Origin of the sequence: Mucilaginibacter sp. SMC90 (genome assembly GCF_022811725.1) — a bacterium.
Lineage (GTDB): Bacteria > Bacteroidota > Bacteroidia > Sphingobacteriales > Sphingobacteriaceae > Mucilaginibacter.
The window spans coordinates 2,699,961-2,717,343 of the sequence record NZ_CP094527.1; the positions used below are offsets into that span (position 1 = coordinate 2,699,961).

Annotated in this window: 11 protein-coding genes; 3 read left to right on the forward strand and 8 right to left on the reverse strand. The window is 41.9% G+C overall.

Annotated elements, in window-relative coordinates; all coding sequences use genetic code 11:
• Positions 1 to 42: 42 nt before the first annotated feature.
• Positions 43 to 819, reverse strand: coding sequence for an XRE family transcriptional regulator (locus MTO98_RS11680; protein WP_243486829.1), 777 nt, complete (start codon positions 817 to 819; stop codon positions 43 to 45).
• A gap of 86 nt (positions 820 to 905) precedes the next feature.
• Here MTO98_RS11680 and MTO98_RS11685 point away from each other — a divergent pair, with 86 nt between their 5' ends.
• Positions 906 to 1,262 (forward strand): GIY-YIG nuclease family protein, encoded by a 357-nt coding sequence (locus MTO98_RS11685; RefSeq protein WP_243486830.1) that lies wholly within the window; start codon positions 906 to 908, stop codon positions 1,260 to 1,262.
• Here MTO98_RS11685 and msrB read toward each other — a convergent pair.
• Together msrB and MTO98_RS11695 are read right to left on the reverse strand one after the other, a co-directional pair.
• Positions 1,249 to 1,728: a peptide-methionine (R)-S-oxide reductase MsrB gene (gene msrB, locus MTO98_RS11690; protein WP_243486831.1), complete on the reverse strand. Its 480-nt coding sequence runs from the start codon at positions 1,726 to 1,728 to the stop codon at positions 1,249 to 1,251. The genes MTO98_RS11685 and msrB overlap by 14 nt on opposite strands.
• A gap of 120 nt (positions 1,729 to 1,848) precedes the next feature.
• Positions 1,849 to 2,418: a fasciclin domain-containing protein gene (locus MTO98_RS11695; protein WP_243486832.1), complete on the reverse strand. Its 570-nt coding sequence runs from the start codon at positions 2,416 to 2,418 to the stop codon at positions 1,849 to 1,851.
• Positions 2,419 to 2,509: 91 nt separating this feature from the next.
• Here MTO98_RS11695 and MTO98_RS11700 point away from each other — a divergent pair, with 91 nt between their 5' ends.
• On the forward strand, positions 2,510 to 3,511 hold the full coding sequence (locus MTO98_RS11700; protein ID WP_243486833.1) for a phosphotransferase enzyme family protein: 1,002 nt from the start codon (positions 2,510 to 2,512) through the stop codon (positions 3,509 to 3,511).
• Between the two features lie 76 nt (positions 3,512 to 3,587).
• Here MTO98_RS11700 and MTO98_RS11705 read toward each other — a convergent pair whose 3' ends face one another.
• Both MTO98_RS11705 and MTO98_RS11710 read right to left on the reverse strand, forming a co-directional pair.
• Positions 3,588 to 6,803, reverse strand: a complete 3,216-nt coding sequence (locus tag MTO98_RS11705) for a DPP IV N-terminal domain-containing protein (protein ID WP_243486834.1) — start codon at positions 6,801 to 6,803, stop codon at positions 3,588 to 3,590.
• Positions 6,804 to 6,916: 113 nt separating this feature from the next.
• Entirely contained in the window at positions 6,917 to 9,247 is a 2,331-nt protein-coding gene (locus tag MTO98_RS11710) for a penicillin-binding protein 1A (protein ID WP_243486835.1), read from the reverse strand.
• Positions 9,248 to 9,495: 248 nt separating this feature from the next.
• Here MTO98_RS11710 and MTO98_RS11715 point away from each other — a divergent pair, with 248 nt between their 5' ends.
• Positions 9,496 to 10,374: a polyphosphate kinase 2 family protein gene (locus MTO98_RS11715; RefSeq protein WP_243486836.1), complete on the forward strand. Its 879-nt coding sequence runs from the start codon at positions 9,496 to 9,498 to the stop codon at positions 10,372 to 10,374.
• Positions 10,375 to 10,438: 64 nt separating this feature from the next.
• Here the strand turns inward: MTO98_RS11715 and MTO98_RS11720 are convergent, their stop codons facing one another.
• The 3 genes from MTO98_RS11720 to MTO98_RS11730 form a co-directional block, all read right to left on the reverse strand.
• Positions 10,439 to 10,807 (reverse strand): DUF4870 domain-containing protein, encoded by a 369-nt coding sequence (locus tag MTO98_RS11720; RefSeq protein WP_243486837.1) that lies wholly within the window; start codon positions 10,805 to 10,807, stop codon positions 10,439 to 10,441.
• Between the two features lie 123 nt (positions 10,808 to 10,930).
• Complete coding sequence (locus tag MTO98_RS11725) at positions 10,931 to 13,978, reverse strand: GH92 family glycosyl hydrolase (RefSeq protein WP_243486838.1); 3,048 nt, start codon at positions 13,976 to 13,978, stop codon at positions 10,931 to 10,933.
• Positions 13,979 to 14,186: 208 nt separating this feature from the next.
• Entirely contained in the window at positions 14,187 to 17,324 is a 3,138-nt protein-coding gene (locus MTO98_RS11730) for an efflux RND transporter permease subunit (RefSeq protein WP_243486839.1), read from the reverse strand.
• Between the last annotated feature and the right edge of the window lie 59 nt (positions 17,325 to 17,383).

A 17,383-nucleotide genomic window follows, 5' to 3' on the forward strand; every position in this document is an offset into this window, starting at 1 on the left:
TGATAAAGATATATCGTAATGGTTTAAAAAAGCTGATGTAACTTAATTGTTGCCTTGCTGTAAATTTGATATGGAGCGCTGCATTTGTGCCATCATGCTGGTAAGGCTTTCCATTGTAGGCTCGGGCGATGGCTCTGGTAAATGCGTTGAAATATAACCTTTGGCTTTCCACAGTTCCAGCACATCTTCGCCTTGTATCTCGTAAGGTTCATAAACCGGGTTATCAGAAATAAGCTTTAGTTTTTTATTCTCTTTAAACTTATTGCCGATACGTTTATAAACCACACCATCATTTTTGGATATTACTACATAGGTTTCGCCGCTTTTTACGTCGCCCCAGTTTTCAACATATTCACCTATTATAATAGTGCCTGATTGCAAAGGCAGCATTGAGTCGCCTTTGATCTCAAAGGCGCGAAAAGTGCCCTGTTTAAACATGGGTAAATAAAACTTGGGTAATTGGGCTACGTACTCAGGATCGGCATAACCGTTAAGATAGCCTGCACTTGCTTTTACAGGTACCATTTCTATATTTTCATTTTCATCCTTATCAACAGAAATGCTCAGGATACGCAGGTTAGCAGGGTTACCTTTTGGCTTTGGCTGCCATTTTTCGTTGATGGTTTCGTTGATGAAGTCATCAATAGTAACATCAAAATAGGTTGCTAATGTTTTTAGTAAGTCGTATTTTGGGTCGGCCCTGTCTTCTTCGTATGCGCCTACTAATGAACGTTTTATACCTAATTCGTCCGCAAATTGCTGCTGCGTTAAACCCTTCTTTTTGCGGAGAAACTTAATATTTTGTGAAATTATTGACATAAAATTTGGATTTGCTAAATTTATTAGTAATTTTATGCTCATAAAGTTAGTAATAATTATCTGTTCACCAAATTTTTTATCATAAAATGAAACGTTTTGTTTATATCATTACCGACAGGAACCGTAAAAATTTACATGTTGGTTTGTGTTCAGACCTGATGAAAACCATCCAGTTTTACAGCGAAATGCCAACCTTGTTTTTTGACAACGCGCAGCAGCTTAACCGTTTGGTTTATTTTGAGGAGATCAACACCGAAGAGCAGGCCATGGAACGTTTTAAAACGGTGAGCACTTATACACGCCCGCAAAAAGAAAAAATGATCAGATCTGTTAACGCCGATTGGATAGACCTGACCATTGGATTAAAATATGAGCAAGGCTTGCGTGTTAGGCCACAACTGCGCCCGTCATTAAATGCAAACCGTAGGGTTATGGCTTTTTAATAAATTTTAAAGCACCCGAGTTCATGCAATACCTTTTGCCGCCGCGGTCGGCAGGGCCATCATCAAATACATGGCCAAGGTGTAAGCCCGTGCTTTTCTCGATAACCTCGTCGCGGCTCATGCCGTAGCTGTTATCAGTAATTATTGCTACTTTTTTTGGGTCAACCGGTTTAACGAAACTTGGCCAGCCCGTACCGCTGTCAAATTTATCGTCGGAGGTGAATAATGTATCGCCGGTTGCAGCACTTACGTAAATGCCTTTTTCATGGTTGTTCCAATATTCATTATGATAAGGCGGTTCAGTTCCGCTTTCAACCATAATGTGATATTGGTCAGGTGTAAGTGTTTTTTTCCATTCGGCGGCTGGCTTGCTCAACTTGCGTTTGGTATCCTGTCCGTTAGTATTATGGCATCCTAAAGCTGTTAATATGCTTAATGCGATCACTGCTAAAATGAATATTTTCATAGCCTGTTATATTTTGATATTATCCTGGTAATATGTGCTCCTTTTTGTTAACAGAAGCATTAGAATCTATAACTCAAATACGTAATTATATTATAGCAGGATTGTCATACGGCAGTCTGTTTATATTACTTTCTTCTTTGGTTCTAAAACTTTACTTACAAGGTGTACTATGCCGTTGTTTTGCTTAATATCAAACCGGCTGATAACACTTTTGCCACCGTTTCCATCAATCAAAACGATATTATTGCTGCTATCTATTTTAGCGAATAACTTACCACCCGAAAGCGTAGTGAACGTAGCCATTCCTTTACCTTTATTGATCTTTTTTTGAATGTCTCTTTCTTTTAGCTGCCCGGCAATAGCGTGGTACGCAACTAAATCTGTAAGTTCCCAGATGTGTGCAGGTTTTGCAAGCGAATCAAATTTACCGGTGGGCATGTCGCTGTATCCGTCATCAACCGGTACAAATATGGTTATGGGCCCACGACTTGTGTATGTTCGGGTAAGGTTTGTTTTTTGAATGAAAATATAAAAAGTATGAGTATTGGGGGCAAGCGATATGTTTTTTACAATATCATTGGTTGGGAGCATGGCGGCCCCGGCCGCTTGGTTACCGCTTTTATTTACAGTTTGAGCCAGCAGCATAGCCGGGCTAAGTACAGTAAATATAAATGGCAGTAAAGTTTTCATAGTGTGTAGGTTACAAGCTAAACATACAAAATATAAATAGGTTTTGAAATGATTAACCGGGTTACACATTAAAACTTACCTTTGTTTACCTATGGATGTCTTTCCTACACAATACTCAACCTTATCATCAAAAGCACTGAATATAAAACTTCAGAAAAGTTATGGTTTAAGCGATACTACCTGCCGGTTGTTGATCCGCAATGTGAGCGATACCTATGTTATTGAAAACGCAACGGAAAAATACATTTTCAAAATTTACCGTGATGCACACCGCAAACTGGAGGAGATCAAAGGCGAAGTTGAGTTATTGAGCATCTTGTTTGAAAAAGGTGCCAAAGTAGCCAACCCCATTCCTGATACGGACGGAGAAGTATTACAGGTTTTCAACGCTGCCGAAGGAACCCGGTATGGCATTTTGTTTTCATGGGCACAAGGTAGTGTTGTTTATGCGATGAATGATCAGCAGCTCGAAACTGTGGGCAGGGAGATGGCGGCGATACATAATATTACATCTGCAATTGAGCTTTACCATCATCGCCAGCAGTATTCAATCGAAACTGTTATCGTTAATCCGTTAAGGATACTTGAGTCTGCATTTGTGGAGCTGGAGGATGATTTTGCCTATCTAAAGCAAGCTGCTACGGAAGTGATTGAACGATTTAATCAATTTGATGGTAGTTTTAGCTACGGCTATTGCCACTTTGATTTCATGCCTAAAAATTTTCATTTCAATGATGCAGGCGATATAACTTTCTTTGATTTTGATTTCGTGGGCAAAGGGCTATTGGCTTATGATATTACTTCTTTTTTTATTCATTACTTTTTAGAGTTTACTTCTGGCAAAATCAGCCAACAAGAGGCTCGTGATGCATTCGGCGTTTTTGTTGATAGTTACCGTAAAGTGCGGCCATTATCAAATGAAGAAATTGCCGCTATACCATATTTAGGTTTTGGCTTTTGGCTGTTTTATTTTGGCTTTCAGTGTGAAAACTTTGATGACTGGTCGAATTTATTCTGGGGGCCTAAGTTTATGAAAGACAGGGTGGCGCTGATAAAGAAATGGATGGAAACGGCGCATGTGTTACTGCCGTAGCCATCATTGATGATAAATATAAAACAGAAAAAGCGGCCATCGGCCGCTTTTTCTGTTTTCGTCACAGTAAGTATTATTACCAACCCGGTGTAAAGCCTAAGCCAAACAAAGGTTTTTTAACATCACTGCGGTTAAACGGAACGGCAAGGTAAGGTTCCAGGATAAACGCCCCAAAAACGTTGATACGTAAAGAGATACCCGCGCTCAAGGCCGGTACACGGCCGTAAATGTTTTGAGTGGTTACATTTCCGGTATTATCAACAACGTCCTGCTGACCAATTACCGGCGGGTCTTTCTGGAAATAAATATGATCGCCAGAATTCCAGGCTAATCCCGCATCAAAAAATAAGTTAAGATCGGTAAACAGGAATTTGGATTTGATTGCTGCTAATTTTTCGGGACCTGTAAACGGCAAACGCACCTCAAAATTAAACACAGCTAAGCGGCTGCCCGATAACTGATCAATAGTGAAGCCATTTGTGGTGGCCTTGCCGTTATTATAAAATGTTTGGCCTTCATAACCCCTGATATAAAAAGGATAACCCACAAATAATGGATAAAGCCCTTTATCATCGCCAAACCTACCTGTAGCAAAGAACCTGGCAGCAAAGGTAACAGGAGCGGTGCGTACGTATTTTCTTATATCAATAGTTGGCGAAAAGAAACGGTAAGTACCAAAGTTATAACCGGCTTCCAGCCTGTACCTGAATCCGTTTAATGGCGCTGTAACACCAAAAAATGAGTTATCACCAATTAACGCAGTCGAAAGCGTTAAAATGGAATATGCTTTTAAGTTATAGAAATAAGTTGAGCCGTAATTTTGGTTAAGGGTTGCAGATTCTTCGTCATTCGGGATCTTTTTCCTGTCGGAGTTGATATAGTTACCTATATTAACCTGTTGTTTACCGTTTACTACTGTGGTATCCAGCAGGTAAGAATCGCTGTAACGGTCAACGCGATAATAGTTGTGTGATGCAGCACCACTTACCTCAAAACGAGTTGTCCTTGATATAGGGTAGGAGGTGAACACCCTGCCGGCGTCTTCAAAATTGCGGATAATGTCAATATTATCTGAATAAACGGTTTGATTTTTACCGCCAACGTTTTTTACCGGGTAAGTGGTAGTATTGAAGCCAAACTGGTAGGGGATGTGAGAAATACCAACACCAAGGTTCCAGCGGCCGGTTTGGTTTACGTAGGTTACCGCAGCGCCAGAATCATAGATCTGTCCGTTTACCGATGCGGCGGCAAAGATCTGGTTGCGGCCCAAAATATCACTAAACACCCCCTGGATCCCGCTTGAAAGACTCGTGCCATAAAAGTTGCTTACACCAACTCCGATGCCGCTACCGGCAAGGTAATCGAGTTTGAATTTAGAGCGGAAGGGGATAGCCTTAACCGAATCGGTCGGGATTTTGCGATAGGCTAAAAAGTTATTGAGGTTAGAGTTGATCAGGTCAACACCTACCGAACGGTTTGGAGGCAGGGTTCCTGCTGCAAAATTAATATCCCCCGGCTGCACTACAACTGGTGTAAAATCGGATGCTTTGGCGTTATAAATAGAATATTTTTGCGCCCGGTAATATGAGTAAACTACATCATCATGATTGGAAATGCTTAAAGCCGGCGAGTATTCTGTAATACCTGAAATACCCGTAAACAGGTTTGTCATTTGTTCTATCTGACCCGAAGCAGTAGTATAACGGTAAAGATTGCGGAACCCATCACGGTTTGACAGGAAATAGATCTGCTTTCCATCTGCCGAATACTGAGGGTTCAGGTTATTGGCACCATTAAAAATTTTGATATCGGTTACTTTTCCTGTTGCCAGGTCAAGTTCTGCCAGGTTAAAGGGGATATCCTGTTCAAGTGATTGATCATAGGTGCTCCGGTCGCTTGAAAATACGATCTTTTTACCATCGGGCGAGTAGCTTGGCTGATAATCGGAATACTTGTCGTTGGTAAGCTGGGTGATCTTTTTGGTGTCGAAGTTATAAGAATATAAATCACCCTGACCTTCAACCAATCCCTGAAAAACAATATCTCTGCCATTTGGCGACCATGACAGGTTACTGAACTGGCCTACCTGCTCCATAGAGATATCGTCAATGACATTACCGCTTTTCAGGTCAACCACATCAAGCCTGTTACGACCTTTGCTAAACACGCTAAACGCGAATTTGCTACCATCCGGCGACCATGCTCCGGCCGATTCGATGAAGTTAAATTCGTCAATATGAGTATTGGATACCTTACTCGTAAGCTTGCGCAATATACGCCCGCTTTTGGCATCGGCCAGGTAAAGATCAATGCTAAACAAACTTTTGGCCGATAGGAAAGCCACATATTTACCATCGGGGCTCACAGACGGTGCAACAACAAGGTCGCCTCCGTTTTTGCTATCTATCAGTTTTATGCCCTTAGGTGTTTGGGTGGTATCTTTTAAAAATGGTTTGTACGTAGCTTCAATTGAATTTTTCCAAAGGCGGGAAAGGGTGCGGTCGTCATAACCAAATGTACGCCTAATGCCATAGTCCATACCAAATTTGGCCGCATTTTTAAAGAAGGGGACTATAACCGTATCGCCATAAGTTGAGCCAATAAACGACCAGAAAGCCTCGCCATAACGATAAGGGAAGTATTTGCTGCTTTCTGTAAGGTCGCGCACGGTAGGGATATCATGGTTCAGATAAGCGTCACGCATCCACATAGCCGTGTAGGTGTCCTTTTTACCTAATGACAGGTATTCGGCCATACCCTCAATCATCCAAAGCGGAATGTTATTGATATTTTCATATTCAGACGAATCATGCCCCATCAGCAAGCGATACTGAAAGGCATGCACCAACTCGTGGCCTATTACGTGCCTTGTAGTTTGGTTGGTTTCCATCACCGGCATTACCACGCGGTTTTTAAGGCCTTCGGTAACACCGCCTGTACCTACGCTGATCTCGCCGTCAATAGCGGTAGTTTGCTGAAAATCTGGGTGATTGGCGTATAAAATTATTGGATTGGCATGTTTAAAGGTGTCCCTGAAAACTTGTTGGTGCAGGGTATACCAAAGCTCACTTTCCTGCGCAAAACGCTTCACCATGCTATCATTTTTCAGGTAATAGTAAATCTCAAAGTGCGGAGTTTTGTAAACGTTAAACTTGAGGTTTTTATATCTTACTTTGTTTTGGCCAAAATACTGTGCCTGCGCGTTGGTGCCTATCAGCAGCGAGCCAACTAAACAAAATAATATGATGGTGTGCTTTTTAACTCTATTGAAAAGTGAGTAAACTTTATTCATATATTATTTAACTAAATAGATATGGCTAATTTAACAAAATAAGGTTGCTCTTAATTAAAAAACAACCTTATTCATTTTCTCTTCATTAACAGAAAGTAAGCGCCGGTAATACTTTATTTATTGCCCGGCGGTGCATTATTTTCCGGATTTTCAGGATTGTTTTCCTGTACAGGTGTTACGCCGGTTGTATCAATAGGGTTGCTTAAGCTATCTGTTGATGTTGTATCTTCTTCAATATGTGGCGATGGGCAGTTATAGGTTTTGGTGATCTTGGTCCATGGTTTAGGGAACGGGCCATAGGTATACCCCAGCGATTTGTCGGCGTAAACTCTTTCCATAAAGCTGCCGAAAATTGGCAGGGCAGTGTGCGACCCTTCGCCGGTTTCGGATGAGGTAAAGTGTACCGAACGGTCATCGGCACCAACCCAAACACCGGTTACCAGATCTTTGGTGATACCCATATACCAGCCATCAACATAATCAGATGAAGTACCGGTTTTACCGCCTATCTGGTTATCTTTTTTCCAAAGGCCATTGTATTCCCACAGGGCTTGTGAAGTACCACCTGGTTCTTCCATACCTCCGCGGAACATATAAAGCATTAACCAGGCTGTTTCTTCGCTCAATACTTTTTCGGTTTTAAGCTTAAACTCCTGTATTACATTACCCTGCTGATCGGTGATTTTGGTAACCAGTAACGGGTCAATTTTTTCGCCTTTGTTAAGGAAGGTACTGTATGCCCTAACCATTTCATAAACAGAAACATCGTTTGAGCCAAGCGATACCGATGGAACTGATTTTAACGGGCTTTCGATGCCACAGCGATGGGCATATTCAACAATCTTATCCCAGCCAACTTTTTCTGTAAGCTGTGCGGTAATAGAGTTGACAGATTTTCCCATAGCCCAGCGCAAAGACATTTCGCGGTACGAAAAGTGAAAATCGGCATTGTTGGGTTCCCAAACTTTGTCTTCACCATTGTCTTTATATTTTATAGATACCGGCTTGTCGGTGAACTTGTCGCACGGTGTATAGCCGTTGTCAAGCGCTGTAAGGTATGCGAAAGGTTTGAAGGTTGAGCCTGCCTGCCTGCGGCTTTGGTTAACGTGGTCGTAGTTAAAGAAACGATGGTCTATGCCGCCTATCCAAACCTTTATTTTACCGGTTGATGGCTCCAGGGTCATCATGCCTGTATTCAGGATTTTGGCGTAGTATTTTATGGAATCGATAGTAGAGAAAGTAGTATCCTGTTCACCATGCCAGGTAAACACCCTCATCCTTTTCTTAGCCTTAAAGTAGTCCTGGATTTTTACTGTATCGCTGCTGTATTTTTTTTCCAGTAATTTATAAATAGGCAGTCTTTGTTCGTTTTTTAGAATAAAATCTTTGATCTCAACACCTTTTGAATCGCGCCATGGGTTTTTGTTTCCCCAAAGATTATAAAAGCGTTTTTGCAACATCTTCATCTTTTCGGCAACGGCCTCTTCGGCATATTGCTGCATCTTTGAGTCGATGGTGGTGTAGATCTTCAAACCGTCTTCGTAAAGGTTGTAATCGTTCTCTTTACACCATTTATCCAGCCATTTTTCAACGGCCCGGCGCAGGTATGAATCACCATGTGAATCGTCTTCAACGTAACTCAAATCAAGGCCGAGCGGCAGCGCCACATTAGCTTTAAACTGATCGGCGGTGAGGTATTTGTATTTTTCCATCTGCCCCAAAACGGTATTGCGCCTTTCGGTAGCACGCTGCGGGTTTTTGATTGGATTATAGCTTGACGTAGCCTTAAGCATACCGATAAGTAATGCCGATTCGGCCGGATTTAAAGCACCTGGTTGCTTATTAAAGTATTTTAGCGATGCAGTTTTAATACCATACGTATTATTACCGAATGGCACCGTATTAAAATACAGCGTTAGTATCTGCTGTTTGCTGTAAACGTGTTCAATTTTAAAGGCGGTAAGCCATTCCTTACATTTATACACAACCGTACGCAGTACCGGGATATGCTTGATAACACCCTGCGATTTCTTTTTACGTGTTTCGAACAGGTTTTTGGCCAACTGTTGGGTAATGGTACTTGCGCCACGCCTGTCGCCTTTGGCAGTTGAAAGCACACTGGTAAAAAACGAATAAAAATCTACACCGCCATGGCTGTAAAAACGTGCATCCTCAGTTGCTATAAGGGCGTTTACAAGGTTAGGAGAGATTTCTTTAAATTCGATGGGTGAGCGGTTTTCTTTGTAGTACTGGCCTATCAATTTGCCATCGGCAGTGTAAACTTCTGAACCTACCGAAAGTACAGGGCTTTTTATGTCCTGCATGTCCGGAGAGTATCCGAAAAGCCAAAGAAAGTTAAGTTCTATTGAACAAAAAAAGATGATAACAAAATAAAAGAATATGACGAAGTATCTTAAAAAGCGATTGCGTATACGTCTGAACATTGGGTAAAGATGAAAAATTATAGCACTACATCATAGTGTTGTTTGACAAATATAAACAACGTAAAATAGACAGGTAAATTTTAGGTTAACACTGGTATAATACATATTTATGATGTGCAAAGTACACAATAAATAAATTAAATGCTGCCGGGATCAAAAAAAGACGCTTTTGTTACGTACCGGCATGTTTAAACCAGGTTAGTAAAACATTATCCGGTATTTTATATTTTGTTTAGATACCTATTAATATGAAGAATCTTACAGAACAATTCAAAGTAAAAAATGACGCTAAATTTTCGTTGAAAGATTACGATCCGGCGTTTAGCGACGGCTACAAAAAAGAGGATGCCAGGGATGTACTAATTGAGTTGATAGGCGAAACTTTCAAGTTGCAAACCCAGCTCTATGCTTCAAACAACTATTCATTACTGATCATTTTTCAGGCAATGGATGCAGCAGGGAAAGACAGTGCCATTGCTCATACCATGTCTGGCTTAAATCCCCAGGGCTGCCAGGTTTATAGTTTTAAACAGCCAAGTTCTGAAGATTATGATCATGATTTTTTATGGCGGCATTACAAAGCCCTGCCCGAGAGAGGCCGCATAGGTATCCATAACCGGTCGCACTATGAAAATGTGCTGATAGTTAAAGTGCACCCGGAACTTGCTTTAAAGGAGAATAACCCGGCGATAAAAGAAGTGAAAGATATTGACAAGCAGTTTTGGGAGCAGCGGTATGAGAGTATCCGTAATTTTGAAAAGCATATTAGCAGCAGTGGTACTGTTGTAATCAAGTTTTTCCTGAATGTTTCTAAACAGGAGCAAAAAAAACGGTTTTTAAAGCGAATTGATAACCCGGAAAAGAACTGGAAATTTCAGGCCAGCGATATAGCAGAACGGGAACATTGGGATGAGTATATGAGTGCTTACGAAAAGGCTATCAGCGAAACATCTACAGATGATAGCCCATGGTATGTGATCCCCGCTGATAAAAAGTGGTTTACCCGTATAGCAATCTCAACTATAATTCGCGATACCTTGAAAGACTTGAAGCTGGAGTTTCCTGTTTTACCTAAAGATGAAATGGACAAGCTTCAGGAAGCAAAAGAGATATTAGAAAAGCAGTAGCAATGTATCAAGCCTTACAAAGTTTTTAAAACTTCGTAAGGCTTAAGGACAATTTAATTCAAGATTAAATGCCCGAAAACATATTTTGAGCAGGTTCACCAATAAGTGGCATGGGTTTTCTTTCTCCGTTGATCGCGCCTATCAGCCCGATGATCCAGATAACTAAAAATCCTAAACGAACTATCCAGATAATGGATACGCCTACAAATACACCCGATGTTACAAAGGCCATACCGATAATGAAACCGGCAATCCACGAAACCAGTATTGAAGCAAGGTGAAATAATAAGGTTTGCCTTAACTGGTAAGCTGCCAGGGGAGTCTTATTGTTGGTATACAAAGCAAAGTAGGCAATAAGCCAGCCAATAAGCGTAAAATAACTGATGATGCCGGCGGTTTTGCCGTCGTCGGTTGTTGGTTTGAAATTTTCCATGTGTGGTAAAGTTTTTTGTATAAATCTAACTATTTAAAAATGAAATGGTTTTAGTCATTTTTAAATGGTGCCTCCATGACCGGCTGATTCATTTACACATCCGCACATCTGAAATCTACACATTTACTCTACCGTTATCTCATCAGCAAAAATGTATGATTGGCTGCCTTTATTTTCATGCCAATCGGGCAGCGGACCGTATTGTTTGGCTATCAGTTTAATATAACGGGTACTGGTGTTTAGCGGTGCTGTAAATTGCTGGGTTTGTACACTGGTATCTTTAATGTCAACTTTGGTATCAACGGTAGCGGCAAGTTTATAAGTTTTGCCATCATTTGATGTCCAAAACTGCACATATTTAGGGAATACGATCCATGCACGGCTATCCTGCAATGCGCCAATGCTAATTTGCTTTACAGGTTTAACAGCGCTCATATCAACCACAGCAATAAAATCTTTACCCTGGTAGCCTTGCCAGTTTCCTAAGCGCCAGTTGGTGGTACCATGCTGCCCGTCAATTAATGATTCATCGCCTTTAGCCGCGTAGTTTGGCAGGTATTTATTTACAATGGTTAGCTTAATATCATTGCGCAATTTGATGAAACTCGCTTCATCAATAAAGCTGCTTTTGCCATCTTTTATAGCGACGGCTTTCACCGTAATATTATCACTGATGTTAATAGGTTGGGTATAAGGTGTTGAAGCAGTGGTAGGGGCAGAGCCATCAATGGTATAATAGATATTTGCATCAGCGTCCTGGTTTTTTATCTGGATGCTGAATGGCTGTTTAAATGATTTGGCAGGCGCTATGATGTAAGGATTGGGAACAATTAGATTATCAGTGATCTTTGAAACAGGCTTTTCCAAATCCTGGGTAAAGATCTTATTAGCCAACCGGCCGGTAAACACTTCAAAATCTCCGCCTTTTACAATATCATCGTAATTAATAAAAAGTTTGCTGTACACTTTTTTATCAAGGTTCATGCCCTGCAGATAGATATTGCTTCGGGTGATACCGGCACCGGGGTTGATAATATTGAATTTTTTACCGTTTTCGAGATTGATCACCGCCTTATCAAATTGTGGGATGCCGATCTGGAAATCCTGCTGACCGGGCGCAATATTATAAATGCCCAGTGAACTCATCACATACCAGGCCGACATTTGTCCGCAATCCTCATTACCTGCTAAGCCGTCGGGTTTGTTGCTGTATTCTTCGCGTAAAATCCGGCTTACGTAAAATTGGGTCTTATCAGGCGAATCGGTAAAGTTGTACAGGTATGCCATGTGATGGCTCGGCTCATTGCCATGGGCGTATTGACCTATGAGGCCAGCTACATCCGGGATGTCGCTGCCACTCAATTTTGATTGTGTGCTGAACAGTTCATCAAGTTTGTTTTCAAATGATTGTTTGCCGCCCATTTTTTCAATGAGGGTTTCTACATCATGAGGAACTAAAAACGAATATTGCCAGGAGTTGCCCTCAGTATAATTTCCGTTGATCTCTGTAGGATCAAAAGGTTCCAGCCAGCCGCCGTTTGTGCGGGCCTGCATAAAGGTATTTTGGTTGTTGTAAACGTTTTTCCAGTATTGGGCCCGCTGAATATATTGGATATAATCATCAGTTTTATTGAGCATTTTGGCCATCTGTGCTATGCACCAATCATCATAAGCATACTCTAAAGTTTTGGATACGGAGGCATCTTCCACATCCGATTGAACTGCTCCGTTTTTGCGATAATTATCAAGGCCGAACTGATTCCTGTTAACGGCGGCTTTCATTGCTGTAAAAGCTTTCTCTGCATCAAAATCACGGATGCCTTTTGCGTAGGCATCAACAATAACAGGGATGGAGTGATTACCGATCATGCAGTAAGTTTCGGTAGTGGCCAGTGGCCATATCGGTAGTAAACCACCCTGATCATACATCGCCATAAAGCTTTTGATGAAATCAAGCGTACGTTTACGATCAATCAGCGTCAGTAGCGGGTTCTCGGCCCTGAAAGTATCCCAAAGCGAAAATACGGTGTAATAATCAAATCCCTGTGCTGTATGCACCTGCTGATCCATGCCACGGTATTGCCCGTCAACATCGCTGTAAATGTTCGGGGCTACCATGCTATGGTATAGCGCGGTGTAAAAGATGGTTTGCTTTATTTTAGCATAATTAGGCTGGACTACTTTTTTGGCGGGTGCGGTGTAATTGTATGGGCCGGTACCGCCTACCGCCTGAGTTTGCGACGATGGTGCGGGAGCGCCACCTTCAACCTGAATTTTATTAAGTTCATGATTCCAGGCTATTTTGGCATCCTTTTGGATTTTTTTAAAGTCGAAATCCGGTACTTCTGCATCCAGGTTTTTCAAAGCGCCTTCGGTACTCACGGAAGAGATACCTACTTTGCTGACCACTTCGCCGGGATTATCAAATTGCAGAAACAGCTTTATATTTTTACCCTGTACTTTACTCTGCCCATTTTGAACCTCGTTATTTGAGGCAATGCCATAGGTTTTAAAAGGCTTTGAAAACTTGGCGTAAAAATACACCTGTTGTTTATCTGCCCATGATTTTGACATGCGGAAGCCGCGTACCTCATGATCGTTTACCACTTCAATCCATGAATCCAGCACTTCATCGCGATGCTGCAGATCAATAATAATGTTTGCCTTATCGGTAGACGGATACGTGTATCGATGTACCCCCGCGCGCGTGGTGGCTGTTAACTCAACGCCAATATTATATTTATCAAGCAGGGTATGGTAGTAGCCGGGGGTAGCGCTTTCATTCTTTTTGGTAAAATGAGAACGGTATTCGGTGTTTTTAAATTTAGGGTCGCCGGTGGTTGGCATAAAAAGTACATCACAATAATCGGGTACGCCGGTTCCGCTTAAATGGGTATGCGAAAAACCATAAACCAAACTATCGGTATAATGATAGCCCGAGCAGCCATCCCAGCCTTCTAACCTTGTATCCGGGCTAAGCTGCACCATGCCAAACGGCATTACCGCACCGGGGTAGGTGTGCCCATGCCCGCCGGTACCTATAAAAGGATCAACCAGTTGGGCGTAGTCCTTATCCTTTTCTTTTTTCTTTTGTGCCGATGAAAAAAAAGGCAAAACAAGCAACAAGGCGACTGGTAAAGCAGAACGGAATACGGGCTTTATGAGTGACATATTATTAAAAACCAATTATATGATTTGAGTGTGCACAAATTACACTAATTACCATGAATATTTATTAACAGGAACGGTCTCTATTTTATTGTCAGGATAATAATGATCCGTAAAAACAAATAGCGACAGGTATACAACCCATCGCTATCTGTTTTAGAATAACTAATTCTTGAAATTCGATTTAGTTCGAAATAATCAGCGTTCAATCTTATCCTTTTATCATTCCTACTTTTTTAAGCAGTTTACGGTTTTCACGACGGTGAATGAGGCGGTAAACTATGGCGTAGATGATTGGTAATATCAATAAGGTAAGTATAGTTGAAGTTACCAGGCCACCAATTACCACTATAGCCAGCGGTTTTTGTGTTTCAGAACCAATGCCGGTTGAAATAGCCGCTGGCATCAAACCAATGGCAGCCATCAATGCGGTCATCACTACAGGACGAACGCGTGATATCACGCCTTGCATAATGGCCTCATCAAGGTGCATTTTATCTTCAATGTTTTTCTTGAACACCGATATCAGGATCACCCCGTTTTGGATACAGACACCAAATAGTGCAATGAAACCGATACCTGCCGATATACTAAAGTTTGTGTTGGTGATATGCAATGCTAAGATACCGCCTATCAGGGCGAATGGAACATTGAGGATAACCAATACTGCATCTTTAGCATTACCGAAGGTTATGAACAGGATCAGGAATATCACCAGCAAACATATTGGTACTACGTGTGCTAAAGTATTTGAAGCCCTGATCTGGTTTTCAAATTCACCGTTCCAGGTAAATGAATAGCCCTGATCCAGTTTTACGGCAGCACCTACTTTTTCCTGTGCTTCGGCTATGGTACTACCTAAGTCGCGGCCACGCACCGAGAATTTTACAGCGATATAGCGCATGTTGTTGTCGCGGTAAATAAATGCCGGGCCGGTTAAAGTAGTGATCTTCGAGATCTCTTTGATGGCAATTTTTGAACCGTTTAAGGTTGGCACCATCAGGTTTTCAATTTTACTTTGAGTATCCCTGAATTGTTTTTGATAACGGATCCTGATATCAAACTTACGTTCGCCTTCATAAAGTTGTGAAGCTGCTTTACCGCCTATAGCCATTTCAATAACGGAGTTGGCATCGGCAGTTGATACACCATAAAGTGCCATTTTACGTTGGTCGAGCTCAATACGGAACTCTGGTTGGCCAAGGTTGCGAAGGATACCAAGGTCTTCAACACCCTGGATCTTTTTAAGTACAGCCATAACCGAATCGGCCTTTTCATCGAGTACCTGGAAATCCGGACCGAATATTTTAACAGCCATTGACGCCGGTACACCCGCAACAGCCTCGGCCACGTTATCAATAATAGGCTGCGAGTAGTTGAACACTATACCCGGAAACTGACTCAGTTTTTTATCCATGTCAGCTATCAGCTGTTCCTGGGTGATACTGCGTTTCCACTCTTTTTTAGGTAAAAGGTCAACTTGTATTTGTACGTTGAAAAAACCTTTAGGGTCGGTACCGTCATTGGTTCGGCCAACTTGCGATAGGGTTTGCTTTACTTCGGGGAAGGTTGCAAGGATCTGTCTCATTTTATCAGTTACCTTAACCGAGCTTTCCAACGATGTGCTCATTGGCAACTGCGCAGTTACCCAAAGGGCACCCTCATTAAGCTGCGGAAGGAACTCTGATCCTAAAAACTTAGCCGAGAAAAAGGTAACTGCCATGAAGGCTACAGCTACAATGAGGCTTAATTTTTGGTTACGGTAAGTGTAGCTAAACATACGGCGGATACCTTGTTCAAAAAACAATACTACCGGGTTGTGTTTTTCTCTTACATTTTTGTTAAGCAATATGCTTGACAGGGCCGGTACAAGTGTAAGGGTAAATATCAATGCACCAAGCAAAGCGAAGCCTAAAGTGTAAGCCAGCGGGGAGAACATTTTACCTTCAACCTTTTGAAACGCGAAGATTGGCACCAAACAGGTAAGGATAATGAGTTTAGAGAAGAAGATAGCTTTACCCATCTCTGCACCAACGTTCTTAAACAAGCCGAGCTTGGCAAGACCATTAAATTTCTGCATGCCTACCTCCTTGGCCCGGTGATCAAGCGCTACGAAGATGCCCTCAACCATCACCACTGCTCCATCTATGATAATACCGAAATCGACCGCCCCCATCGAGAGCAGGTTGGCGCTCATCCCTTTTAATTTTAAACAGATAAAGGCAAACAATAAAGCCAGCGGAATGATGATTGCTACGGTAAGTGTAGTACGCCAGTCGGCCATGAATAGCAGCACGATAACAGTTACCAGTATAATACCTTCGCAAAGGTTATGGATAACGGTTTCGGTACAAAAATCCATCAGGTTGGTACGATCGTAAAAGGTAGAGATCTTTACGTCGGCAGGTAACACGTTTTTATTAAGGTCAACAACCTTTTGGTTAATGAGCTTTAACACCTCAGCAGGGTTCTCGCCCTTACGCATTACCACAATGCCTTCGATAACATCGTTATCTTTATCACGGCCAACCTGGCCTAAACGAGGTAACCCACCTTCTTTAATTTCGGCAATATCGCGGGCCAGGATAGGTACATTATTTACATTTTTAATAATGATATTCTGGATCTCGTCAATATTATTGATCAAACCTATGCCACGTACAACATAAGCCTGGTCATTTTTTTCGATGATATCACCACCCACATTAATGTTACTGCGGTTAAGGGCAGTATAAACATCAAGCGAGGTAAGCCCGTATTTTTGCAACAGTGAAGGGTTTACGCTTACTTCATAAGTTTTTTCTTCACCGCCAAAGCTGTTTACGTCGGCTACACCCGGAATTGATTTAAACTGGCGGTCGAGTACCCAATCCTGTATCGCAGTAAGATCATGTAATGATTTGGTATGGCTTTTTAACGTATAGCGGAAAATTTCACCTGTTGGGCCGTATGGAGGCTCAACTTCAGGTTTTACACCATCTGGCAAATCGGCGTTGCCCAGCCGGCTTAATACCTGCTGGCGCGCAAAGGCGTCATCAACGTCGTCATCAAAAATGATACGGATGTATGAAAGACCGAATGATGATGTGGTACGGAGGTTAGCCTTTTTCTGTACCGAATTTAGAACGGTTTCCATTGGGATGGTAACCATCTTTTCCATCTCCTCGGCACTGCGGCCAGGCCATTGGGCTATAATGATGATCTGCGTATTGGTAACGTCAGGAAAGGTCTCGATAGGGGTATTGGAGTAGCTCCAAACACCCAATACCACCAGTACCAGTGTCATGAAAAACACGAAGTAGCGGTGCCTGAGCGAGAAGTATATGATATTTTTGATGAACTTGTTCATTGTAGTCTTTATGTTTAAAAAACGTAATTGCCTGGTTTTAAAGTCAGACAGTTGTTTTA